Source organism: Pseudomonas sp. NPDC089734, from assembly GCF_044748865.1.
In the GTDB taxonomy this organism is placed as follows: Bacteria; Pseudomonadota; Gammaproteobacteria; order Pseudomonadales; family Pseudomonadaceae; genus Aquipseudomonas.
Genome location: NZ_JBIVGV010000014.1, coordinates 123,371 through 145,260, shown reverse-complemented (window position 1 = coordinate 145,260; position 21,890 = coordinate 123,371). Strand labels below are relative to the sequence as shown.

Genomic DNA, 21,890 nt, shown 5'->3' with positions numbered 1-21,890 from the left:
GCAATCAGTGGTTGACGGTAAACGCCAACATGGCTGAAAGCTGGCACAACGGTCGCCCGCTTTCAGCCTGCCACTGATTGAACACCTCCTGCACGATGGCCTGATCGCGCTTGCTGCTCGGCACTTTATCGACGATGTTCTGCGCATTCAGCGCTGCGACCACATCCCAGGTCGGTATGAACGTGTCCTTGCCCACCATGCGCAGAAAGCGTGGAGCAGACAACCCGCCCATCTGATTGCCATGTTTGGCCAGGTATTGCCACAGGCCCGTGATGTCATCGACCGGCCATTGGGCGATGAACTGAGCAAAGCTGCCATGCTCTTGGGCAACGTCCAGAATCAGTTGCGCGTTGCGTGGCACGCTCTTGAGCTTGCCCAGGTGACGAATGATGCGGGTGTCCTGCATCAGCCGCTCCAGGTGATCGGCGCCCATCAGCACGACCTTTTCCGGATCGAAGCGAAAGAACACCTCCTCGAAAGCGGGCCACTTGGCATCTACCAGACTGTGTTTCAGGCCTGCACGAAATACCCGCAAGGCCATGGTCGACAGGTAGCGATCATCGCTGATGGCTGCCAGTTGCTTTGGCGTATTGGGTACCGGCAGCAGGGCTTCCAGTGCCTTGGCGGAGCCGAAGCGGTTCAGACAGTATTCGTTCAGCCATTTGTAGTCGTGCATCGGTTCTCCAGAACGTTGTGACCCTTTCGCGAATGAATTCGCTCCTACAGCGTCTGCATCGGCGCGGATTGGCGGTCCAGCTGTGAGCGCCAGCGAACATACAGTAACGCGCTGGTGAACACGGCCACGCTGGCCAGCATTTCCAGTACACCGAACAGCCAGCGGTTCGGGTCAAAGGCCGCCAGTGCGCCTTTGATGAAGTACAGGTTGATGACAAAGCAGGTCCATGAATGCCCGCGTGGGTTGCCTGTCAGCATGCCGGGTGCCAGCAACAGCAGTGGCAGTAACTCGATGGCCAGGATCACGCCGGGGCGGGCCCCATGCAGGTCGGCAATGAACAGGTAATACACCGACAGCAGGGCAATCATGCCGAAGAAACACACCAGACTGGCCATTCTGCCGAGGCGAACCCGTGGTTCCAGCCATTCCCTGGATGGTAGCACTTTGGGCTTTTTAGCCACGAGGTGTCTCCAGTTGCAATGCGGTCTTCGCCAGTCGCTGGCCAAGGGCGCGGCACAGCTCGGTTTCATGGCGATCCAGCGGGCGTTTTCCGTCAGGCCCTGCATGGTGGCTGGCCCCGTAAGGTGTACCGCCACCGGCGGTTTCCAGCAGTGCGGCCTCGCTGTAAGGCAGGCCCATGACCAGCATGCCGTGATGCAGCAACGGCAGCAGCATCGACATCAAGGTGGTTTCCTGACCACCGTGCAGGCTGGCGGTGGAGGTGAACACGCTGGCGGGTTTGCCGACCAGAGCGCCGGTCAGCCACAGGTTGCTGGTACCGTCCAGAAAGTATTTGAGCGGTGCTGCCATGTTGCCGAAGCGGGTCGGGCTGCCCAGTGCCAGACCGGAGCAGTTTTTCAGGTCGTCCAGGGTAGCGTACAGTGCGCCGCTTTCCGGGATGTCGGGAGCCGTGGCCTCGCAGTCGGCAGAAATGGCCGGTACGGTTCGCAGCCGGGCTTCCATGCCGCCCATTTCAATACCGCGGGCAATCTGGCGGGCCATTTCGCTGGTCGAACCGTTGCGGCTATAGAACAGCACCAGAATGTAAGGCGTGCTCACGGCAATAGCTCCAGTACGTTTTCGGGTGGTCGACCGATAACGGCCTTGTCGCCGGCGATCAGGATCGGGCGTTCGATCAGTTTGGGATGGGCAACCATGGCGGCAATCAATTGCTCGTCGCTCAGGCTTGTGTCCGCCAGATTCAGTGCCTTGTAATCGTCTTCGCCGGTACGCAGCAATTGCCGTGCGTTCATGCCCAGCTTGGCGAGCAGTGTGTGCAACTGGGCCGCTGTGGGCGGGGTTTCAAGGTACAGAATGATGTCTGGAGTCAGGCCACGGGCTTGCAGCAGTTCCAGTGCGCCGCGGGATTTCGAGCAGCGCGGATTGTGATAAAGCGTCAGATCGGTCATTTGCAGGTCGCATCTTGCGTAGAGTGGCGCGTATTCTACCTGTGCGATGACGCAGGTCGACACAGGCAGCGGTGATCGGTCGCATATCCAGTTAACCGTTTATAGAGAAAGTCGAGGAAGGAAGGTCAGATGGCAAGGCGATTGGCAGCGGTAGCGATGTTTGTCGGCAGTTTGCTGTTGAGCGGTTGTGGCGCGGATCTGGGAACGGACCAGAACGGCCAGAAGGTGTCCAGCGAACGCATCGACAACCATTGGCTGGTCATTAACTACTGGGCCGAGTGGTGTGGCCCGTGCCGGACTGAAATCCCTGAGTTCAATCATCTGTCCGAGCAGCTCAAGGACGGCAAGGTCAGCGTGCTGGGGGTCAACTTCGATAACTTGCAGGGCGATGACCTGAAGAATGCCGCCAATGCCCTGGGGATCAAGTTCACCGTCCTGGCGCAGGACCCGGCCGAGCGTTACAACCTGCCGCCCGCCGAAGCGCTACCGGTGACCTACATCATCGATGACAAGGGCAAGATGCGTGAACAACTGCTGGGTGAGCAGACAGCCCAGGGTGTGGCTGACAAGCTGAAGGCGTTGCGCGGGGAGGGGTGATCTCCCACAGTACAGGAGCGAATTTATTCGCGAGAGGCCCGTTAGGTTGAAGAGCATCTATCGCCTTCAATGACGTTTTCGCGAATGAATTCGCTCCTACAGATTTTGGTAGGAGCGAATTCATTCGCGAAAGGCCCCCCTCAATCCTCAGGCCAGAACCGCAACGGCTTGCCTTCCGCAGGCCACAGGCGCAATTGCTCGATGGGGGAAATGTCCCAACGTTGCACTTTGCCCAGCTCTTTCAGGAAGCGCTGTTCCTGCTCCATCAGCGGTGGCACGCACATTTTACGGGTGTTGCCGATGGCGCCGAAGCTGATGGTCTGGCCTTGCAGGGTGTAGGGCGCGAACCAGTGGTTGCACCCTGCGTTGCCGTAGGCGCGACCGTCTGCCCCCAGGGTCATGGTCAAGCGACTGTTATCGATCAACGGACGCTCGCCGATCCACTCCAGCACATAACTCTGATCCTGTTTGATGGGCAGCGGGTCAGCGCTACAGCCGACCAGCAAGGCTCCCCCGATCAGGCTCAGTAAAGCCCGGTGTTTCATGCCGCGTTCTCCTGACATTTTCTGCAAAGGTGCCTGTCACCTTCGGTCTTCCAGCCCAGCTCGGCAATACGCGCAACGGCGGCGGGCTTTTGGGCCTTGGTGCCAAGCTTGCTTTCGACCATGAACTCGAAGTCCAGTTCGGCAGAGCAACTGTCGCAGTTGACTTTCCACTGATGGATAGACAACTCGTCGAATGCCGGGCCGTTGGCTACTGCCACCCATTGGCCGGGCGGGTTGATCAGGTGACGGACCTTTTCAACGGACAGACGCATGTAAAGGCTTTTGCTGCCCTTGATGGTGACCAGCAACTGGTCGTTGTTGTGGATCGAGCCGCCGTTGCCGGTGACTTGATAGCGGCCAGGCCCCAGCGTACGGCACTCGATGAGGGTGTGCTGCGGGTTGAGCATGCTGTAGCGGAAATCGTGTTCGACCATGGGTCCTCCAAATGGCGCGCATCCTATCACGCACAGGCGTCGGGTTAACCCTCTACCCGGTTCTGTGGTGCACCCGCCGCCCAGGAAGCGATGTTATCCAGTGTGGTCTGGGCGATGGCCCCCAAGGCTTCCTGGGTCAGAAAGGCCTGGTGGGCCGTGATGATGACATTGGGGAAGGTCAGCAGGCGTGCCAGCACGTCGTCCTGCAAAGGCTGGTCCGAACGGTCGGCGAAGAACAGTTGAGCTTCCTCTTCATAGACATCCAGGCCCAGATAGCCCAGTTGTCCGGTCTTGAGTGCGTCAATCAGGGCCGGGGTTTCCACCAGCGCCCCGCGCCCGGTATTGATGAGCATGGCGCCGGGTTGAAAGGTCGCCAGAGATTCGCGGTTGATCATGTGGCGGGTCTGCTCGGTCAGCGGGCAGTGCAGGCTGATGATCTGTGCCTGTTCAAGCAGCGCTGGCAGGGTCATGTACTCGGCGCCCAGTGCCAGGACTTCCGGGTTGGGATAGGGGTCATAAGCCAGTACCTTGCAGCCGAAGCCGGTCATGATCTTCGCGAACGTGGCACCTATCTGGCCGGTCCCGACCACGCCGACCGTCTTGCCCACCAGATCGAACCCTGTCAGGCCGTGCAGGCTGAAGTCGCCTTCGCGGGTACGGTTGTAGGCGCGATTGAGGTGACGGTTGAGGGCCAGGATCAAGGCCACGGCATGCTCGGCGACCGCATGAGGCGAGTAGGCCGGAACCCTCACCACCGTCATGCCCAGGCGCTCGGCCACGGACAGGTCCACATGGTTGTAGCCGGCAGAACGCAGCGCGATCAGCCTTGTGCCGCCAGCGGCCAGACGCTCCAGTACCGGGGCGCTGAGGTCGTCATTGATGAAGGCACAGACCACCGGGTAGTTATTGGCCAGCGTGGCGGTTTCCAGGGTCAGCCTGGCAGGCTGGAAGTGCAGCTCCAGGCCGTCGCAAGCCTGGGCGGCGAGAAAGCTTTCCTTGTCATAGGTCTGGCTGCTGAAAATCAAGGTGCGCATGGTCATGATTCTTCCTTGGGAGATTTCTTGGCGGATGAATCGGCGCGTGAGTCGATTCATCCGCGAGAGTGCCGTATCACGCCGTTACGCGTGCCTCTACGGCAAGTCGGGTGATGGCCTTGTCCAGATCGTCCAGCGCCTCGTCGGCCTGTGGCGCATCTTGCTTGAGCAGGGTTTCAGCCCGTTGACAGGCGGCACGCAACTGCGGGACGCCACAGTAGCGGGTGGCACCGTGCAGGCGGTGAACACGCTCGATCAGGCCTTGAACGTCCTCGGCGGCACGCGCAAGACGAATGGCCTCGCGGTCGGCGTCCAGTGATGCCAGCAGCATGGCGAGCATGTCGGCGGCCAGATCGGGTTTGCCGGCGGCGAGTCGAAGCCCTTCTTCGTGATCGAGCACCAAAGGGCCTGTCGGCGCTTGCACGTTATCGCTCGGGCGTTCGGGAAGCGGTGTGCGCAGGGCCAGGCCTGTCCATTTGAGGACCACCTGTGCCAGTTGCCTTTCGCTGATCGGTTTGGTCAGGTAGTCGTCCATGCCGCTTTGCAGCAGAGAGCGCTTTTCATTGGCCATGGCATGGGCGGTCAGGGCAACGATGGGCAGCGAAGTGTTCTGGCGTTCCGTTTCCCAGAGGCGAATCGCTTCGGTGGTCTGGCGTCCGTCCATGCCCGGCATCTGCACGTCCATCAGGACCAGGTCGAAGGTTTCGGTCTGTACGCTATGCAGGGCGGCATAACCGCTGTCGACCGCGACCACCAGGGCGCCCATGTCTTCAAGGAGGGTTTGTACCAACAGCAGGTTGGCGGGGTTGTCGTCCACGCACAGAACCTTGGGAGGGCGGCTGGACAAGGGCTGGATAACCCCGGTGCGTACCGTTTTCGGTGCAATCAGCTCGGCCAGGGCCTTTTGCAGTTTGCGCGTGCAGGCGGGCTTGGCCTGCAACTGGTTATAGACATCGGGGACCGACAGCTGGAACAGCGCCTGCTCGGTGGTCGGACACAGGACCATGACCTTGCAGCCCAGGTTTTCCAGGTCCCAGATATGCTGGCGCAGACGCTCCGGCGGGATTTCATGGGCGGTGACACCCAGGATGGCCAGATCGATTGCCGTTGGCGTCTGATGGGCCGCGGTGACGCCGTTCAGCAGGTTTTCCAGATTATTGAAGACCAGGGTTTCAAGGCCGCAGTCTTCCAGCTGGTGCTCCAGCGCCTGGCGCGCAAGGTCGTGATGTTCGAGTACCGCGGCCCGCATGCCTTCCAGCGGTTTGTGCAGCAGTTCGTCCACTTCGTCCCGTGCCTTGGGCAGCTTCAACGTGATCCAGAATTCCGAGCCGATGCCCGGTGTGCTGTCCACGCCGATCTCGCCGCCCATCTGTTCGATCAGGCGTTTGGAGATGACCAGCCCCAGACCGGTGCCGCCCGGCTGTCGGGACAATGAGTTATCGGCCTGGCTGAAGGCCTGGAAGAGGGCGCGCACATCCTGGCTGGACAGACCGATCCCGGTGTCCTGTACGCTGATGCGCAACTGGGCGGATTCTTCGGTCTCGTCCTCGAGCATGGCCCGGGCGACGATGGTGCCTTCCCGGGTGAACTTGATGGCATTGCTGACCAGGTTGGTCAGGATCTGCTTGAGGCGCAGAGGGTCACCGGACAGGGACAGCGGCGTATCGCGATACACCAGGCTGACCAGCTCGAGCTGTTTGGCATGTGCGGCGGGGGCCAGGATGGTCAGGGTGTCCTGCAACAGGTCGCGCAGGTTGAAGGGCACATTTTCCAGAACCAGCTTGCCCGCTTCGATCTTCGAGAAGTCGAGAATCTCGTTGATGATGCTCAGCAGGCTGTCGGCGGACTTTTCGATGGTGCTCATGTAGTCGCGCTGGCGCGGTGTCAGCTCGCTTTTTTGCAACAGGTGGGTAAAGCCCAGAATGCCATTGAGTGGTGTGCGGATTTCATGACTCATGTTGGCCAGGAACTCGGATTTGATCCGGCTGGCCTCCAGGGCTTCCTTGCGCGCCAGATCCAGCTCGATGTTCTGGATCTCGATGGTTTCCAGGTTTTGCCTGACGTCTTCGGTCGCCTGATCGATGCTGTGCTGCAATTCTTCCTGCGCATTCTGCAGGGTCGAGGCCATGTGGTTGATGCCCGAGGCGAGAACGTCCAGTTCCTGGCTGCCGAGGGGCGGCAGGCGTGTTTCCAGGTTCCCGTCCTTGAGTTGCGAGACGGCCTGCTTGATCTGGCCCAATGGCGCACTGATGGTCCGGCTGATGCGCACGGCAAGGATGGCCGTCAGCGCCAGCCCGAAAGCAATCAGCAGCATGCTCACGAACAGGCTGCGATAGCCGCGCAATAAAGTGCCGTTATGGGAAATTTCCAGTTCGACCCAACCCAGCAGGCGGTCGGCCTCTTCGGGAATGATCTCGCTGGTCAGGTGGCGTTGATTGCCGAAAACAGGCAGTAGATAGCGGGTCGCGTCGTTGCCCGAAATGTTGAGCAGTTGCGTGCTGTTGCCGATGGGGGAGGGGTTGATCATGCTGGGGCCAGCGTGGGCCAGGGTATTGCGTTCCGGGTCCAGAAAGGACACCGAGCGCACGTCAGGCTGTTCCAGCGTTTGTGAGGCGATGCGGGTCAGCAGGGTCTTGTCCCGGCGTCCCAGTGCCGGTGCGGACAACGGGGCCAGCTCCAGCGCAATCATTTCACCGCGTTGCAGCAACTGGCTCTGCAGCTCATGCAATTGCATCAGGGTGAAGTAGCTGCCCATCATAAGCGCGATCAAACTGGCCGGCAAAATGGTCAGCAGCAATACACGGCCTTTTATACCCAGTCTGTTCAGCACGCTTTTCTCCAGCCACTCAGAATCAATCCGTCGATATCAAGCGTTACCGCCGCCCGGTTTTATCGATTCAAGGCAGTTTAGACACCTTCCCCGAACAGAGGCATCTTACATGCATGTTCGGCCTTGGGTTCATGATGCGTCAGGTTTGAGAGAGGACGACGGCAAAAAACACCTCTTATGCATTTTGGTAATAAGCAGCGCACTTTGCGTGATATGGGCTTTGGACGTTTGCCGTTATGATAGGCACCCCCGCAGTCTGGATCGCGAATACGCCATGACCTTGCAGTATCAAACCATTGCCGATTGCGTCGGCAACACCCCGCTCGTGCGCCTGCAACGCATAGCGGGCAATACCAGCAATACCCTCCTGTTGAAGCTCGAAGGTAACAACCCGGCTGGCTCCGTAAAAGATCGCCCTGCGCTGTCGATGATCACCCGTGCCGAATTGCGCGGCCAGATCCAGGCGGGCGATACGCTGATCGAGGCCACCTCCGGCAATACCGGTATCGCTCTGGCCATGGCTGCGGCGATCAAGGGCTACCGCATGATCTTGATCATGCCGGACAACTCCAGTGCCGAGCGTAAGGCTGCCATGACAGCCTATGGTGCCGAATTGATCCTGGTCAGCAAGGAAGAGGGCATGGAAGGTGCCCGCGATCTGGCCGAGCGCATGCAGGCCGAAGGTCGTGGCAAGGTGCTCGACCAGTTCGCCAACGGTGACAACCCCGAAGCGCATTACACCAGTACCGGTCCGGAAATCTGGCGGCAGACGGGCGGCACCATCACGCATTTCATCAGCTCCATGGGCACGACCGGGACCATCATGGGCACCTCGCGTTACCTCAAGGAGCAGAACCCCGAGGTGCAGATCGTCGGTCTGCAACCGATGGAAGGCTCGGCCATTCCCGGCATCCGCCGCTGGCCCCATGAATACCTGCCACGCATCTATCAGGCCGATCGTGTCGACCGCATCATCGACATGGCCCAGATCGAGGCCGAAGACACCATGCGTCGTCTGGCTCGCGAGGAAGGCATCTTCTGTGGCGTGTCTTCCGGCGGTGCGGTGGCCGGCATGTTGCGCCTGTCCCGCGAAGTCGAAAATGCGGTCATGGTCGCAATCATCTGTGACCGTGGCGACCGTTACCTGTCGACCGGCGTCTACGACGCACCCAACTGATGGCCAGACAACAGAGAGGGCTGCGCTTCCAACCCGCTGGAGGCGTCAAGGCTGCGCAGATCCCCGCAGGCAAGAAACAGCGGTTGAACATCGAACGCCTGTCCAGTGACGGACGTGGCATCGCCTTCCTCGACGGCAAGACCTGGTTCGTGGCGGGCAGCCTGGCCGGCGAAGAGGTCGAGGCACGGGTGCTCAATGCCCATGGCAAGATCGTCGAAGCCCGTACCGAGCGTGTGTTGCAGGCCAGTGCCATGCGACGCCCCGCGGCCTGCGAGCACTTTGGTCGTTGTGGCGGATGCAGCGTGCAGCATGTGCCCCATGACGAACAGCTTGCCCTGAAACAGCGCATGCTGGCCGAGCAGTTGCAACGGGTTGCCAATGTCGAACCGGACGAGTGGGCGGCTCCGCTTGCCGGTTCTGAACTGGGTTACCGTAGGCGTGCCCGCGTCGCCGTACGCTGGGACGCCAAGGCCCGTCGACTGGACGTGGGCTTCCGTGCGGCAGCCAGCCAGGACATCGTGGGCATCGAACAATGCCCGGTGCTGGTACAGGCCTTGCAACCGATCATGATGCAGTTGCCTGCGATGCTGAAACGCTTCGCGAAACCGCAGGTGCTGGGGCACGTCGAATTGTTCAGCGGCTCGTCGATTGCCCTGTTGCTGCGCCATACCGCGCCGCTGGCCGACGCGGACCTGGCGATTCTGCAGGCATTCTGCAAGGAGCATGATGCGCAGCTCTGGCTGCATGGCGAAGGTGAGCCGCAACCGGCGGACCCGACCCAGGCACTGGGCTATCATCTTGAGCCTTGGGATCTGCAACTGGCCTGGCGGCCGGGCGATTTCATTCAGGTCAACGCGGCGGTCAATACCGCGATGATCGAGCAGGCCTTGCAGTGGCTGGCTCCCGGGGACGACGAGCGGGTCATGGACCTGTTCTGCGGGCTGGGCAACTTTGCCTTGCCGCTGGCGGGTGTGGCGAAGGAAGTGGTGGCGGTCGAAGGTGTCTCGACCATGGTCGAGCGTGCCTCGGCCAATGCAATGAGTAATGATCTGCACAATGTACGGTTTTTTCAGGCGGATCTTTCCCAGCCGCTGACACACGCAAGCTGGGCCGCCGAAGGGTTTTCTGCGGTACTCTTGGACCCACCGCGCGACGGAGCTTTTGAAGTGGTGCGCCAGATCAGGAAGTCAGGCGCCAAAAGGTTGGTTTATGTTTCATGCAACCCGGCAACTTTGGCTCGCGACACGGTCGAATTGGTCAACCAGGGCTACCGATTAAAACGTGCCGGAATTCTCGATATGTTTCCTCAGACGGCCCATGTCGAGGCGATGGCTTTATTTGAAGCGAGTAAGTGAGCAGCGGTTCATTGGATCGAGTCAGCTGCTGACAGGGAATCTCGTTTAATCCGACTGGCCCGCGAATGCCGGTCCTTGCTTGCCCGGCAAGTGGCATTCGCTTAGAAGGCTGGCGACTGATGGCGCTATTCATCGCGCCTTAGGGAAGGTAAGCAGCATGGTACAGGTGAGAGCGCACCAGCCGATAAACACAGACGGCAGTATCAACCTCGACGCATGGCTCGATCATATTGTCAGCGTCGATCTGGTCCTTGACCGGGAGGCCATGAAAGAGGCCTGTGAATTTGCCCGGCAGGCCGAGCAGAAGGACAACGCTTTAAAGAATCATTGGGCAGACGGCACCTCCAGTTTCCAGACCGGTCTGGAAATCGCGGAGATCCTGGCTGACCTCAAGCTCGATCAGGACTCGCTGATCGCAGCTGTCATTTACCGTGGCGTGCGCGAAGGGGTGATTCCCTTGCCGGACGTCGAGCAGCGTTTTGGCCCGACGGTCGCCAAGCTGATCGATGGCGTGCTGCGCATGGCGGCGATCAGCGCCAGCCTCAGCCCTCGCCAGTCGCTGGTGCTGGGCAGTCAGGCGCAGGTGGAAAACCTGCGCAAGATGCTGGTGGCAATGGTCGATGACGTGCGCGTGGCCCTCATCAAGCTGGCCGAGCGTACCTGTGCGATTCGGGCGGTCAAGAATGCCGATGACGAAAAGCGCAACCGCGTGGCCCGTGAGGTCTTCGACATCTATGCGCCTTTGGCTCATCGCCTGGGTATCGGTCATATCAAGTGGGAGCTGGAAGACCTGTCTTTCCGCTACCTCGAGCCTGAACAGTACAAGCAGATCGCCAAGCTGTTGCATGAGCGCCGTCTTGACCGCGAACGGTTCATCAGTGATGTGATGTCCCAGCTGGAAAACGAACTGCTGGCCACCGGCGTCAAGGCCGATATCAGCGGCCGTGCCAAGCACATCTATTCCATCTGGCGCAAAATGCAGCGCAAGGGCCTGGCGTTCAGCCAGATCTACGACGTGCGTGCGGTGCGTGTCCTGGTTCCGGAAATGCGTGATTGCTACACCGCGCTGGGGATCGTGCACACCCTGTGGCGACACATTCCCAAGGAGTTCGACGATTACATCGCCAACCCCAAGGAAAACGGTTATCGCTCGCTGCACACGGCAGTCATCGGGCCGGAAGGCAAGGTGCTGGAAGTCCAGATCCGTACGCATTCGATGCATGAAGAGGCCGAGTTGGGCGTTTGTGCGCACTGGCGTTACAAAGGCACCGACGTCAAATCCAGCTCCAACCACTACGAAGAGAAAATCTCCTGGCTGCGTCAGGTGCTTGAGTGGCACGAAGAGCTGGGAGATATCGGGGGGCTGGCCGAGCAGCTTCGGGTCGACATCGAGCCGGACCGTGTCTACGTCTTTACCCCGGACGGTCATGCCATCGACCTGCCTAAGGGGGCGACGCCGCTGGACTTCGCTTACCGGGTGCACACCGAAATCGGTCACAACTGCCGGGGCGCGAAGATCAACGGCCGTATCGTGCCGCTCAACTACAGCCTGCAGACCGGCGAGCAGGTCGAAATCATCACCAGCAAGCACGGGACGCCAAGCCGTGACTGGCTGAACTCGAACCTGGGGTACATCACCACGTCCCGGGCTCGGGCCAAGATCGTTCACTGGTTCAAGCTTCAGGCCCGGGACCAGAACGTCGCAGCAGGCAGAACCCTGCTCGAGCGTGAACTGGCCCGCCTGGCGCTGTCGCTGGTGGATTTCGAGAAACTGGCGGAAAAGGCCAACTACAAGACCTCCGAAGACATGTTCGCGGCCCTTGGGGCAGGCGATCTGCGTCTGGCACAACTGGTCAACCTCGCCCAGCAGCAGGTCGAGCCGGAACGCATCAACGATGTGGAGCTGATTCCGCGCAAGGCCACGGGTTACAAGCCGGGCAAGCGTGGCGATATCCAGATCCAGGGTGTCGGCAACCTGATGACGCAAATGGCCGGCTGCTGCCAGCCGCTGCCGGGGGATGCCATTGTCGGCTATATCACCCAGGGACGCGGCGTGAGCATCCACCGCCAGGACTGTGCCTCGGTGCTGCAACTGAGCAGCCGCGAACCCGAGCGGATCATCCAGGTCAGCTGGGGGCCGGTGCCGGTGCTCACCTATCCGGTGGACATCATCATCCGCGCCTACGACCGTTCCGGGCTGCTGCGTGACGTCACCCAGGTCCTGCTCAACGAGCGGATCAACGTTCTGGCGGTCAACACCCGCTCGAACAAGGAGGACAACACGGCACTCATGTCCCTGACCATCGAGATTCCGGGCCTGGATGCACTGGGCCGCTTGCTGGGCAGGATTTCCCAGTTGCCGAACATCATCGAGACGCGGCGTAACAGAACGCCGTAGACGGCGTAGCTGAAAGTTTCAAGCTACAAGCTGCAAGCTCGTTTTTGTCTTGTAGCTTTCAGCTTGCCGCTTGCAACTGCGACTGAAAGGAGCCCCATGTACTCAATCAACGACCTGCTCAATCTCATGGCCCGGCTGCGTGATCCGCAGTACGGCTGCCCGTGGGATTTGAAGCAGACGTACGCCAGTATCGTGCCTCATACGCTGGAAGAGGCGTATGAGGTGGCCGACGCCATCGAGCAGGGCGATTTCGAGCATCTTCCCGGTGAGCTGGGGGATCTGCTGTTTCAGGTGGTGTTCTACGCCCAGTTGGCAAAGGAAGAAGGCCGTTTCGAGTTCGAGGGGGTTGTCGACGGCATCGTTCGCAAGCTGTTGCGTCGTCATCCCCATGTGTTTCCGACCGGCGAGCTGTACGCACCGCTGGAAACACCTCGCCTGACCGATGAGCAGGTCAATCGTCGCTGGGACGAGATCAAGGCTCAGGAGCGCGCCGAGAAGGCCGGTGCTCCCGAGCAGCTTTCATTGCTCGACGATGTGCCGGTGGCTCTTCCGGCCCTGTCCCGGGCCAGCAAGCTGCAAAAGCGCGCCGCCCAGGTCGGTTTCGACTGGCCCGACGCCTTGCCGGTGATCGACAAGGTCCGGGAAGAACTGGATGAAGTGCTCGAAGCCATGGCCGAGAATGATGCTCGGGGCATGGCCGAAGAAGTGGGCGATTTGCTGTTTGTGGTCGTCAATCTCGCCAGGCATCTTAAAGTTGACCCCGAAACTGCGTTACGCTCGGCCAACGGCAAGTTCGACAGGCGCTTCCGATTTATTGAACAGGCATTGCGTCAGGCCGGGCGTCCTATCGAAGAGTGCTCTCTCGATGACATGGATGCTCTGTGGGGCGAAGCCAAACGTCAGGAAAAGAGCACGCCCGGCTGCGGCTGAGCGTGTGGTATCTGCATAAGCGAGTAGACAATGAGCCTTTCCCTTCGCGACCAGTTGCTCAAGGCAGGACTGGTCAATCAAAAGCAGGCCAAGCAGGTCAGCAAAGACAAGCAGAAAGAACAGCGTCTGGCGCATAAGGGCCAGATCCAGATCGACGACTCGCAAAAGCGTGCCGCTCAGGAGGCCATGGCCGAGAAGGCCAAGCGCGATCAGGAACTCAACCGTCAGCAGCAGGAAAAGGCCGAGGCCAAGGCTCGTACCGCTCAGATCAAGCAATTGATCGAGGTGTCGCGTCTGCCCAAGCTGACCACTGAGGACTATTACAACTTCGTCGATGACAAGAAGGTCAAGCGTATCTCGGTCAACGCCCTGATGCGTAACAAGCTGAGCAGCGGCTCGCTGGCCATCGTGCACCATGGCGGCGGTTATGAAATCATCCCGCGTGAAGCGGCACTGAAGATTCAGGAGCGCGACCCACGTCGTATCGTGCTGCTCAACACGCCTACTGAAGCGCCGGATGCCGATGATCCGTATGCGGCTTATCAGGTACCTGACGACCTGATGTGGTAAGGCATCTGTGATGCAAAACAAAACCCGCCTTGAGCGGGTTTTGTTTTGCCCCGGATTCTCAATGGCTGCTCTGGCTTTCCAGTTCTTCCAGCTCGGCCTTGTAGCGATAGGCATCGGATTCCTGGTGAAACATGCCGACCAGTTGATCCTGTTGATAGACATCCCAGATCTGAATGCCATGGGCAACCGACTCATGAGAGAGGTGGGCTTCGTCGCGCTCAGTAACTTTTACGGTCATCTTGATAAGCTCCTGACTCTGAAAGGCTGCGGCAACGTGTCGCAGGGTTCTTTTATAGAATCGGTTAGCTTGCTAAGTAAACAGGTAGTTTTGGCGCGACAGGCCCATGGAACTTTTTGAGTGGCTGGAGGCTTTGAAGGGCGGGGCTTTCAGGTTTTTCGGGGGGTAGATGAAGGATTCTTCATCTGGGGAGATTCGCGAATGAATTCGCTCCTACATGCGTCGTGGGAGCGAATTCATTCGCGAAAAGAGGTTGTCAGCTACCTTTGACAGCCTTGCCGTTGACGGTGCCGTCCAACAGCATGATGTTGTATTCCTTGCCGTCGGTTTCGACTTGTTGCAGGCGGACCAGCAGGTAGTCCCAGTCCTTGGCGAACCACAGCACGGTGATGCGTTTGCTTTGTGTCGGGTCGCGTACGCGCTCGACCTTGATTGCATCGATCTGGCCGGCCTTGGTCTCGACCTTCTCCGAGCCCAGTACGCGGAAGTCATAAGTGTCCACTTCGTCACCGTCGACGACCTGGTAGCTCATGCTCTTCTTGCCCGCGGCCACGTCGTGTTGCAGGGCCAGTTGATAGGTGGACTTGTCGAGGATGCCGCGATTGAGTGGCAGTTTGATCGCGTCGCCACGATCGGTGCCGGTCACGAACTTGGAGGTCCAGTCGAACGCCAGGTCAACCTTCTTGGACTTGCCCAGGCCGCTGCGCTCGAAGTTGTAGGTCTGAGGCAGCATCACGTCCTTGTCGATTTTCAGTGTGCTGACTTCGGTCAGGCTGGCGATCATCATCGACGCCTTGAAATTCAAGGTCCAGGTGCCGTTGGCGCCCGCCTCGAGGCTACGCTCGGCCGTACCGCTCATGGGCAGTTGTTTCCAGTCGGCGGTGTAGCTTGCGGAGAATGGCTGAAGGTCTGCGGCCTGTGCGGCAGGCAAGGCAAGCAGAGCGAAAGCGAAGAGCAAGGCACGACGCATGGTATCTCCTAGTTTCGAATCAAGTGGCCGGTGGGCGGGAGCAATTCGCCATCCAGTAATGAGCCTTCATCGCCAAGGCTCAATCGGCCTTCGGCGAACCAGCGTATGGCCAGCGGGTAAATCCGGTGTTCTTCAACATGGACTCGTTGCGCAAGTGTGGCTGGCGAATCCTGCAACTGTACCGAAATCACAGCCTGTACGACCAGTGGCCCGCCATCGAGTTCCTCGGTGACAAAATGCACGCTGCAGCCATGTTCGGCATCGCCGGCTTCCAGCGCCCGTTGATGGGTGTGGAGGCCTTTGTAGCGAGGAAGCAGGGAAGGGTGAATGTTGAGCAGGCGTCCGTGATAGTGGCGAACGAAGCCCGCCGTCAGGATGCGCATGAACCCGGCCAGAACCACCAGTTGCGGATTGAAGGTGTCGATCAGGTCGATCAAGGCAGCATCGAAGGCCTCGCGACCTTCGTATGCCTTGTGATCCAGAACGCAGGCTTCGATACCTGCGTCCCTGGCGCGTTGCAGGCCGAACGCGTCGTCCCGGTTGGAAATGACGGCCCGGATGCGGACGGGGCTGGCCCCGTCCTTGAAACTGTCGATCATGGCTTGGAGGTTGCCACCGGTGCCGGAAAGCAGCACCACGACATCGCAGGTGGCTGACATCAATGCGCCTTGAGGTTTTTCAGCTCGACTTGTGCTGCGCCTTCGGCGGCGGTGGCGATCTGGCCGATGACCCAAGGCTGCTCGCCTGCTTCGCGCAGAACGTTCAGGGCAGCATCGACGTGCTCCTGAGCCACGCAGATCACCATGCCCACGCCGCAGTTCAGCACGCGGTGCATTTCGTTTTCTTCAACGTTGCCCTGCTGTTGCAGCCAGTCGAAGACCGCCGGGCGCTGCCAGCTGGCAACGTCGACCACGGCTTGTGCGCCTTCTGGCAGTACGCGCGGGATGTTGTCCAGCAGGCCGCCACCGGTGATGTGGGCCATGGCCTTGACTGCGCCGGTTTCCTTGATGAGCTTGAGCAGTGGCTTGACGTAGATGCGGGTTGGCGCCATCAGCAGGTCGGTCAGTGGCTTGCCGTCCAGCTGGATGTTTTCGATGTCGGCACCGGCGACTTCGATGATCTTGCGGATCAGCGAGTAGCCGTTGGAGTGCGGGCCGGAAGACGGCAGGGCGATCAGGGCGTCACCGGCGACGACCTTGGAGCCGTCGATGATGTCGGCCTTTTCCACGACACCGACGCAGAAGCCGGCCAGGTCGTAGTCTTCGCCTTCGTACATGCCAGGCATTTCAGCGGTTTCGCCGCCGACCAGCGAGCAGCCGGCCAGTTCGCAGCCTGCGCCGATGCCGGTCACGACCTGGGCGGCGGTGTCGACATTGAGCTTGCCGGTGGCGTAGTAGTCGAGGAAGAACAGCGGCTCTGCGCCACAGACCACCAGATCGTTGACGCACATGGCAACCAGATCGATGCCGATGCTGTCGTGCTTGTTCAGGTTCAGTGCCAGACGCAGCTTGGTACCGACGCCGTCGGTGCCGGAAACCAGTACAGGCTGCTTGTAGCCGGCCGGGATTTCGCAGAGGGCGCCGAAACCTCCCAGGCCGCCCATGACTTCAGGACGCTTGGTGCGCTTGGCGACGCTCTTGATGCGTTCGACCAATGCTTCACCGGCGTCGATGTCTACACCGGCGTCTTTGTAGCTCAGGGAGGGTTGCTTGCTCATAAAAAATCCAGGCCTTTAGGGGGGATTCGGGGGTATCGACTGCGGCGGCGTGACCTGTCCGAAGCAGCGCTTTCGCGCAATGCCGTTCGGGTCGCGACCATTGTCAGTCTGTGAAGGCGCGCGATTTTATCAGGCTTGCCGCGCAGGAGCCATCCTTGGGCCGACAGGCAGGGGCTATCACGTAAAAATAAAATCCGGAATCCATGAGTCAGGCACTTCCGATTAAGCTGTAATTTAGTGTGAATGATTGGCAACGACCTGCTGTCTCAGGCATGTTGAGCATCTTTATGCGGCTTTTCATGCCGTTTTTTTCCGTTCGGGAACTGTCCATGCGTTTTTCTAGACTCCTTTTTGTTGGCTGCCTGTCTCTGTTCAGCCTGCCAGGCTTTGCCGAGACGGTGAGCAACCTGTATCAAGTGCGCGAGCCGGTCAGCGGCCAGTCGCCAGACGAGCGTACCCGCGCCACCCAGGCGGCCCTGGAAACCCTGGTGGTGCGTCTGACCGGCGATGCCAAGGCTGCGCAAGGTTCGGCACTGGCCGAACTGCGCAAGGACCCGCAGCAGATCATCAGCCAGTACGGTTATGAAGCCGGGCCGCCTGAAACCCTGTTGGTCGATTTCGATCCGGCCACCACCGACCGTTCCCTGCGTCAGGCCGGGTTGGCATTGTGGGGCAGCAATCGTCCTTCGATTCTGGGCTGGTGGCTGCTGGATTCCACTGAAGGTTCCAATCTGGTCGGCGATGGCCAGGGCGCGGCCGAACCTCTGCGTCGTGCCGCTCAGCATCGTGGTCTGCCGCTGCGCCTGCCTTTGGCCGATCTGGGCGAGCAGGGTGTCGGGACTGCCAAAAATCTTGAAGGCACGGATGCCACGCCACTGAAGGAGGCTTCCGAGCGTTATGGGGCCGATGCCATTCTTGCCGTGCATGCCAGGGAAGAGGCCGGGCAATGGCAGGGCAAGTGGCGGTTGTGGCTGGGCGATCAGCGCGAGCAGGGCACGGCTTCGGGAGCCAGTCCTGAAGCACTGGCCGATTCTGTCCTGTTGGCGGTCAGTCAGCGACTGGCACCGCGTTTTGTCGCCAAGCCAGGCGCATCCACCGGGCTGGTGCTGCAAGTGCAAGGCATGACGCTGGAACGCTATGCGCAATTACTGGCCCTGCTGGACCCGTTCGGTGTCCGGCTCAAGTCGGTTGAAGGCGACCGTGTGACCGTTGAGGTCGTGGGCAGTGCCGAGCAGATTCGCTCGCAGCTCTCCCTGGCAAAACTGCAGGAAGTGTCCGCCACCGAGGCGGCAGCGTCAGAGCCGACAGCGCCTGTCGATGCCGCAGCAACTCCAGCTCCGGCTCAGGCACCTGCGGGGGCGCCGACGATCGTTCCGGTGTCGGCACCGCAACTGTATTTCCGCTGGTAGTCCGACCGACATATCTTATTCAGGGGCCGAATCATTGATGACTGATACAAGACGCTGGTGGTTGCTGGGCGGGGTTGTACTCCTGGCGGCGTTCATCTTTCTGCTGCATCCCATCCTGATGCCGTTTCTGGTCGCGCTGTTGCTGGCTTATATGGGCGACCCGCTGGTGGACCGCCTCGAGCGGCTCGGCATGTCGAGAACCCTGGGTGTGGTCGCCGTGTTCGGCCTGTTCACACTGGTATTGATGGCGTTGCTGTTGATTCTGGTGCCGATGCTGGCCAAGCAGCTGTTCCGTCTTTATGAGCTGGCCCCGCAGATCCTTGACTGGTTGCAGCACACGGCCTTGCCGTGGGTTCAGTCCCGGTTCGGCCTGTCTGACGGGTTCTGGAAGTTCGACCGGCTCAAGACCGCGCTTTCCGAGCACATGGGGCAGGCGGGCGATATCGTGGGCCTTGTGTTGTCGCAGGCAACGGCCTCGAGCCTTGCACTGATCGGCTGGCTGACCAATCTGGTCCTGATCCCCGTGGTGTGTTTCTACCTGCTGCGCGACTGGGACGTGATGATGAGCAAGACTCGCAGTCTGCTGCCTCGTCATCGTGAGGCTCAGGTCGTGAAGCTGGCGGGTGAATGCCATGAGGTGCTGGGAGCCTTCATTCGCGGCCAGTTGCTGGTGATGGTCGGTCTGGGTGTGATTTACGCTGCGGGCCTGATGCTGGTCGGGCTGGAACTGGGGCTGCTGATCGGCGTGATCGCCGGTCTTGCGGCCATCGTGCCTTATATGGGGTTCGTGATCGGTATCGGCGCGGCACTGGTTGCCGGTCTGTTCCAGTTCGGGGGCGACTTGTACCCGCTGCTCGGCATTGTCGCGGTGTTCATGATCGGCCAGATGCTCGAAGGCATGGTGCTGACGCCGTTGCTGGTAGGGGATCGCATAGGCCTGCACCCGGTCGCGGTGATCTTTGCGATCCTGGCGGGCGGCGAATTGTTCGGATTTACCGGCATTCTGCTCGCGCTGCCGGTGGCGGCGGTGATCATGGTGCTGGTGCGCCATATTCATGACATCTATAAAGGCTCTGAAGTCTACGGGGGCATGGAAGACCCTGATCTGTAGAGGTTTACAGGTCCGTCGAATCCGTTGCCGGAGAATTTTCGCGAACGAGGGTCATGGTCCCCGTTCGCGAGGGTTTGGATCATCAAAACGCAAGTCTTTGATTTTGCTTGAGGTATGCCGCATTGTGCGGTCGACGCCACGGGTATAAACTTTGCGCACTTTACACCGAGGCCCTTAACGGTTCGTCTGAACTGTGTCAGCCAGCATGAAACCGATTCAGCTGCCCCTGAGTGTGCGTCTGCGCGATGACGCCACTTTCATCAATTACTATCCCGGCGCCAATGCTGCGGCACTCGGCTATGTCGAGCGACTGTGCGAGGCCGACGCGGGGTGGACCGAAAGCCTGATCTATCTGTGGGGCAAGGATGGTGTGGGGCGCACGCATTTGTTGCAGGCGGCCTGCCTGCGTTTCGAGCAGTTAGGTGAGCCGGCGGTCTACCTGCCTCTGGCCGAAGTCATCGATGAAGGCGTCGAGCTGTTCGACCACCTCGAGCAATACGAGCTGGTCTGTCTGGACGATCTGCAAGCGGTGGTGGGTAAGCCCGATTGGGAAGAAGCCCTGTTTCACCTGTTCAACCGTTTGCGTGACAGCGGCCGTCGCCTGCTGATCGCGGCTTCCCAGTCGCCTCGCGAATTGCCGGTCAAGCTGCCGGACCTCAAGTCCCGTTTGACCATGGCGCTGGTATTCCAGATGCGCCCTCTGTCCGATGAAGACAAGTTGCGTGCCCTGCAGCTGCGGGCCTCGCGACGTGGTCTGCACCTGACCGATGAGGTCGGGCATTTCATTCTCACGCGCGGCACGCGCAGCATGAATGCCCTGTTCGAGCTGCTTGAACGTCTGGATCAGGCATCCCTTCAGGAAAAGCGCAAGCTGACCATTCCCTTTCTCAAGGAAACCCTGGGGTGGTAGATCGGGGTTTGCTGATGCAGACGGCGGCGGCATTGCGTCATGCACAGCGAATTCTGGTCATCACCGGCGCGGGGCTTTCGGCCGATTCGGGTCTGCCGACCTATCGTGGCGTCGGTGGGCTGTACAACGGCAAGACCGATGACGGCCTGCCGATCGAGATGGCCTTGTCGGGGCCGATGCTGCGTCGTGATCCGGAGCTTTGCTGGAAATACATCGCCGAGCTGGGCAAGGCCTGCCTGGGCGGTCAGCCGAACGTTGCGCATTACGCCATTGCCCAGTTGCAGAGGATCAAGCCCGAGTGCTGGGTCCTGACCCAGAATGTCGATGGCTACCATCGTGCTGCTGGCAGCCCTCCGGAGCGCCTGATCGAGATTCACGGGCAGATGGCGCCTCTGTTCTGTCAGTCATGTGGTGAACAGGACCCTCATTTAAGTGAGCACCTGCTTCGTCCATTACCGCCTTTGTGCCGAACATGTAGTGGCGTTTTGCGACCGCCTGTCGTTCTTTTTCAGGAGATGTTGCCGGAGCAGGCGCTGGAAACACTCTATGAAGAGATGGCCAAAGGCTTTGATGCCGTGCTGAGTATCGGCACGACCGCCAGCTTCCCCTACATCCATGAACCCGTGCTGCGCACCCGTGTTTCCGGGGGCTTCACCGTGGAAATCAATCCCGCGCCGACCGACCACAGCGCGCAGATGGACGTTTTTCTGAAGTGCCGGGCGGCACATGTCATGGAAGAACTCATAAGTCACATTTGATTCGATTGAATTTGCAAATCATCCCGATAGCGGGCATAGTCTCGCCTTCTTAACAGTTCAGCCACGGTCGTGCCCATGCAAGTAGTTCGCTTCGCACCCCTCGTGCCCCTCGCACTCGTTACTTTTTTGTTTGGTTGCTCTGCCAATTTACCGGTTTCCCAAGAGCAACAATCGCAACCGCAATACCAGAATTCGATCAGCTCCTCGCAGTCTGCCGCCCGCCGCGCAGACGCCGCCATGTTGCAGGAAGAGCTGGCCACTGAAGAAGAATTGTCCGACTTCGCTGGCAACAAGCCTTATCAACTGCCGGTTCTGGCCGACAGCATCCTTGAGCGTGGCAAGTCCCTGATCGGTACCCGCTACCGTTTCGGTGGTTCTTCGACCGCTTCGGGCTTCGATTGCAGCGGCTTCATCGGTTATCTGTTCCGTGAAGAGGCTGGCATGAGCCTGCCGCGCTCCACCCGTGAAATGATCAACGTGAAGGCGCCTCTGGTGTCGCGCAACGATCTCAAGCCGGGCGATCTGCTGTTCTTCAGCACCCGTGGTCGCGGTCGTGTGAGCCATGCTGCCATTTACCTGGGCGACGATCAGTTCATCCATTCCAGCAGCCGCCGCAGCGGTGGTGTGCGCATCGACAGCCTCGATGACGCCTACTGGAGCAAGACGTTCATCGAAGCCAAGCGTGCCCTGGCCATGGCTCCCTCTGTGGAACCTGCCCAGACCACTGCAATGACGTCGACTACAATCAAGCGCCATAAGTAATGCAATACGCAGACAGGCATGAGCCTGTCTGCCTTTTTCGATTCTCGGCAGCGTAGGCCG

At 60.0% G+C, this 21,890-nt stretch carries 23 protein-coding genes; 11 read left to right on the top strand and 12 right to left on the bottom strand.

Features of this window, described 5'->3' with window-relative positions; translation table 11 throughout:
* Positions 1–4: 4 nt before the first annotated feature.
* The 4 genes from ACIPY9_RS18145 to arsC are packed head-to-tail and all read right to left on the bottom strand — an operon-like array spanning position 5 to position 2,085.
* Positions 5–676 carry a DNA-3-methyladenine glycosylase I gene (locus ACIPY9_RS18145; protein WP_400704274.1) on the bottom strand — a complete coding sequence of 224 codons (672 nt, stop codon included), beginning with the start codon at positions 674–676 and terminating at the stop codon, positions 5–7.
* Positions 677–720: 44 nt separating this feature from the next.
* Complete coding sequence (locus ACIPY9_RS18140) at positions 721–1,137, bottom strand: DUF2069 domain-containing protein (RefSeq protein ID WP_400704271.1); 417 nt, start codon at positions 1,135–1,137, stop codon at positions 721–723.
* Complete coding sequence (wrbA, locus tag ACIPY9_RS18135) at positions 1,130–1,735, bottom strand: NAD(P)H:quinone oxidoreductase (RefSeq protein ID WP_400704268.1); 606 nt, start codon at positions 1,733–1,735, stop codon at positions 1,130–1,132. The genes ACIPY9_RS18140 and wrbA overlap by 8 nt, the downstream gene beginning before the upstream one ends.
* Positions 1,732–2,085, bottom strand: coding sequence for an arsenate reductase (glutaredoxin) (gene arsC, locus ACIPY9_RS18130; RefSeq protein WP_400704265.1), 354 nt, complete (start codon positions 2,083–2,085; stop codon positions 1,732–1,734). Before arsC ends, wrbA begins: the two co-directional genes overlap by 4 nt.
* 129 nt (positions 2,086–2,214) lie before the next feature.
* Between arsC and ACIPY9_RS18125 the strand changes: the two genes are divergently transcribed.
* Positions 2,215–2,682, top strand: a complete 468-nt coding sequence (locus tag ACIPY9_RS18125) for a TlpA disulfide reductase family protein (RefSeq protein WP_400704262.1) — start codon at positions 2,215–2,217, stop codon at positions 2,680–2,682.
* 140 nt (positions 2,683–2,822) lie between these two features.
* Here ACIPY9_RS18125 and ACIPY9_RS18120 read toward each other — a convergent pair whose 3' ends face one another.
* The 4 genes from ACIPY9_RS18120 to ACIPY9_RS18105 all read right to left on the bottom strand — a co-directional run bounded on the left by ACIPY9_RS18120 (position 2,823) and on the right by ACIPY9_RS18105 (position 7,525).
* Positions 2,823–3,227 carry an META domain-containing protein gene (locus ACIPY9_RS18120; protein WP_400704259.1) on the bottom strand — a complete coding sequence of 135 codons (405 nt, stop codon included), beginning with the start codon at positions 3,225–3,227 and terminating at the stop codon, positions 2,823–2,825.
* Positions 3,224–3,661 carry a hypothetical protein gene (locus ACIPY9_RS18115; protein ID WP_400704256.1) on the bottom strand — a complete coding sequence of 146 codons (438 nt, stop codon included), beginning with the start codon at positions 3,659–3,661 and terminating at the stop codon, positions 3,224–3,226. Before ACIPY9_RS18115 ends, ACIPY9_RS18120 begins: the two co-directional genes overlap by 4 nt.
* Positions 3,662–3,705: 44 nt before the next feature.
* Positions 3,706–4,695, bottom strand: coding sequence for a 2-hydroxyacid dehydrogenase (locus tag ACIPY9_RS18110; RefSeq protein ID WP_400704315.1), 990 nt, complete (start codon positions 4,693–4,695; stop codon positions 3,706–3,708).
* Between the two features lie 76 nt (positions 4,696–4,771).
* Complete coding sequence (locus ACIPY9_RS18105) at positions 4,772–7,525, bottom strand: response regulator (RefSeq protein ID WP_400704253.1); 2,754 nt, start codon at positions 7,523–7,525, stop codon at positions 4,772–4,774.
* Positions 7,526–7,799: 274 nt separating this feature from the next.
* Between ACIPY9_RS18105 and cysM the strand changes: the two genes are divergently transcribed.
* The 5 genes from cysM (at position 7,800) to ACIPY9_RS18080 (ending at position 13,955) form a co-directional block, all read left to right on the top strand.
* A complete protein-coding gene (cysM, locus tag ACIPY9_RS18100; protein WP_400704250.1) occupies positions 7,800–8,702 on the top strand; it encodes a cysteine synthase CysM in 903 nt (300 codons plus the stop codon).
* Complete coding sequence (rlmD, locus tag ACIPY9_RS18095; protein WP_400704247.1) at positions 8,702–10,057, top strand: 23S rRNA (uracil(1939)-C(5))-methyltransferase RlmD; 1,356 nt, start codon at positions 8,702–8,704, stop codon at positions 10,055–10,057. Before cysM ends, rlmD begins: the two co-directional genes overlap by 1 nt.
* Before the next feature lie 157 nt (positions 10,058–10,214).
* A complete protein-coding gene (gene relA / locus ACIPY9_RS18090) occupies positions 10,215–12,455 on the top strand; it encodes a GTP diphosphokinase (RefSeq protein WP_400704244.1) in 2,241 nt (746 codons plus the stop codon).
* 96 nt (positions 12,456–12,551) lie between these two features.
* On the top strand, positions 12,552–13,385 hold the full coding sequence (gene mazG, locus ACIPY9_RS18085; RefSeq protein WP_400704241.1) for a nucleoside triphosphate pyrophosphohydrolase: 834 nt from the start codon (positions 12,552–12,554) through the stop codon (positions 13,383–13,385).
* A 30-nt stretch (positions 13,386–13,415) separates the two neighbouring features.
* Positions 13,416–13,955 (top strand): DUF2058 domain-containing protein, encoded by a 540-nt coding sequence (locus tag ACIPY9_RS18080; protein WP_400704238.1) that lies wholly within the window; start codon positions 13,416–13,418, stop codon positions 13,953–13,955.
* Between the two features lie 58 nt (positions 13,956–14,013).
* Here ACIPY9_RS18080 and ACIPY9_RS18075 read toward each other — a convergent pair whose 3' ends face one another.
* The 4 genes from ACIPY9_RS18075 to purM all read right to left on the bottom strand — a co-directional run bounded on the left by ACIPY9_RS18075 (position 14,014) and on the right by purM (position 16,880).
* A complete protein-coding gene (locus ACIPY9_RS18075; RefSeq protein WP_400704235.1) occupies positions 14,014–14,193 on the bottom strand; it encodes a hypothetical protein in 180 nt (59 codons plus the stop codon).
* A 256-nt stretch (positions 14,194–14,449) separates the two neighbouring features.
* Positions 14,450–15,163, bottom strand: a complete 714-nt coding sequence (locus ACIPY9_RS18070) for a DUF3108 domain-containing protein (RefSeq protein ID WP_400704232.1) — start codon at positions 15,161–15,163, stop codon at positions 14,450–14,452.
* An 8-nt stretch (positions 15,164–15,171) separates the two neighbouring features.
* Positions 15,172–15,822 carry a phosphoribosylglycinamide formyltransferase gene (purN, locus tag ACIPY9_RS18065; RefSeq protein WP_400704229.1) on the bottom strand — a complete coding sequence of 217 codons (651 nt, stop codon included), beginning with the start codon at positions 15,820–15,822 and terminating at the stop codon, positions 15,172–15,174.
* The gene (purM, locus tag ACIPY9_RS18060; RefSeq protein ID WP_400704226.1) at positions 15,822–16,880 is read right to left on the bottom strand and encodes a phosphoribosylformylglycinamidine cyclo-ligase; all 1,059 of its coding nucleotides are present in this window, start codon (positions 16,878–16,880) and stop codon (positions 15,822–15,824) included. Before purM ends, purN begins: the two co-directional genes overlap by 1 nt.
* Before the next feature lie 329 nt (positions 16,881–17,209).
* Between purM and ACIPY9_RS18055 the strand changes: the two genes are divergently transcribed.
* The 5 genes from ACIPY9_RS18055 to ACIPY9_RS18035 all read left to right on the top strand — a co-directional run bounded on the left by ACIPY9_RS18055 (position 17,210) and on the right by ACIPY9_RS18035 (position 21,830).
* Positions 17,210–18,289 carry a DUF2066 domain-containing protein gene (locus ACIPY9_RS18055; RefSeq protein ID WP_400704223.1) on the top strand — a complete coding sequence of 360 codons (1,080 nt, stop codon included), beginning with the start codon at positions 17,210–17,212 and terminating at the stop codon, positions 18,287–18,289.
* Positions 18,290–18,326: 37 nt separating this feature from the next.
* Positions 18,327–19,400: an AI-2E family transporter gene (locus tag ACIPY9_RS18050; protein WP_400704220.1), complete on the top strand. Its 1,074-nt coding sequence runs from the start codon at positions 18,327–18,329 to the stop codon at positions 19,398–19,400.
* A 205-nt stretch (positions 19,401–19,605) separates the two neighbouring features.
* Positions 19,606–20,310, top strand: coding sequence for a DnaA regulatory inactivator Hda (gene hda, locus ACIPY9_RS18045; protein ID WP_400704217.1), 705 nt, complete (start codon positions 19,606–19,608; stop codon positions 20,308–20,310).
* 14 nt (positions 20,311–20,324) lie between these two features.
* Positions 20,325–21,068, top strand: coding sequence for an NAD-dependent deacylase (locus tag ACIPY9_RS18040; protein WP_400704312.1), 744 nt, complete (start codon positions 20,325–20,327; stop codon positions 21,066–21,068).
* A 75-nt stretch (positions 21,069–21,143) separates the two neighbouring features.
* Positions 21,144–21,830, top strand: coding sequence for a C40 family peptidase (locus tag ACIPY9_RS18035; protein ID WP_400704214.1), 687 nt, complete (start codon positions 21,144–21,146; stop codon positions 21,828–21,830).
* Positions 21,831–21,890: the final 60 nt, after the last annotated feature.

Coding starts and splice junctions, on each gene's coding strand:
- ACIPY9_RS18145 (WP_400704274.1), bottom strand. CDS start 676: ATGCACGACTACAAATGGCTGAACGAATACTGTCTGAACCGCTTCGGC.
- arsC (WP_400704265.1), bottom strand. CDS start 2,085: ATGACCGATCTGACGCTTTATCACAATCCGCGCTGCTCGAAATCCCGC.
- ACIPY9_RS18125 (WP_400704262.1), top strand. CDS start 2,215: ATGGCAAGGCGATTGGCAGCGGTAGCGATGTTTGTCGGCAGTTTGCTG.
- ACIPY9_RS18120 (WP_400704259.1), bottom strand. CDS start 3,227: ATGAAACACCGGGCTTTACTGAGCCTGATCGGGGGAGCCTTGCTGGTC.
- ACIPY9_RS18115 (WP_400704256.1), bottom strand. CDS start 3,661: ATGGTCGAACACGATTTCCGCTACAGCATGCTCAACCCGCAGCACACC.
- ACIPY9_RS18110 (WP_400704315.1), bottom strand. CDS start 4,695: ATGCGCACCTTGATTTTCAGCAGCCAGACCTATGACAAGGAAAGCTTT.
- cysM (WP_400704250.1), top strand. CDS start 7,800: ATGACCTTGCAGTATCAAACCATTGCCGATTGCGTCGGCAACACCCCG.
- rlmD (WP_400704247.1), top strand. CDS start 8,702: ATGGCCAGACAACAGAGAGGGCTGCGCTTCCAACCCGCTGGAGGCGTC.
- relA (WP_400704244.1), top strand. CDS start 10,215: ATGGTACAGGTGAGAGCGCACCAGCCGATAAACACAGACGGCAGTATC.
- mazG (WP_400704241.1), top strand. CDS start 12,552: ATGTACTCAATCAACGACCTGCTCAATCTCATGGCCCGGCTGCGTGAT.
- ACIPY9_RS18080 (WP_400704238.1), top strand. CDS start 13,416: ATGAGCCTTTCCCTTCGCGACCAGTTGCTCAAGGCAGGACTGGTCAAT.
- ACIPY9_RS18075 (WP_400704235.1), bottom strand. CDS start 14,193: ATGACCGTAAAAGTTACTGAGCGCGACGAAGCCCACCTCTCTCATGAG.
- ACIPY9_RS18070 (WP_400704232.1), bottom strand. CDS start 15,163: ATGCGTCGTGCCTTGCTCTTCGCTTTCGCTCTGCTTGCCTTGCCTGCC.
- purN (WP_400704229.1), bottom strand. CDS start 15,822: ATGTCAGCCACCTGCGATGTCGTGGTGCTGCTTTCCGGCACCGGTGGC.
- purM (WP_400704226.1), bottom strand. CDS start 16,880: ATGAGCAAGCAACCCTCCCTGAGCTACAAAGACGCCGGTGTAGACATC.
- ACIPY9_RS18055 (WP_400704223.1), top strand. CDS start 17,210: ATGCGTTTTTCTAGACTCCTTTTTGTTGGCTGCCTGTCTCTGTTCAGC.
- ACIPY9_RS18050 (WP_400704220.1), top strand. CDS start 18,327: ATGACTGATACAAGACGCTGGTGGTTGCTGGGCGGGGTTGTACTCCTG.
- hda (WP_400704217.1), top strand. CDS start 19,606: ATGAAACCGATTCAGCTGCCCCTGAGTGTGCGTCTGCGCGATGACGCC.
- ACIPY9_RS18040 (WP_400704312.1), top strand. CDS start 20,325: ATGCAGACGGCGGCGGCATTGCGTCATGCACAGCGAATTCTGGTCATC.
- ACIPY9_RS18035 (WP_400704214.1), top strand. CDS start 21,144: ATGCAAGTAGTTCGCTTCGCACCCCTCGTGCCCCTCGCACTCGTTACT.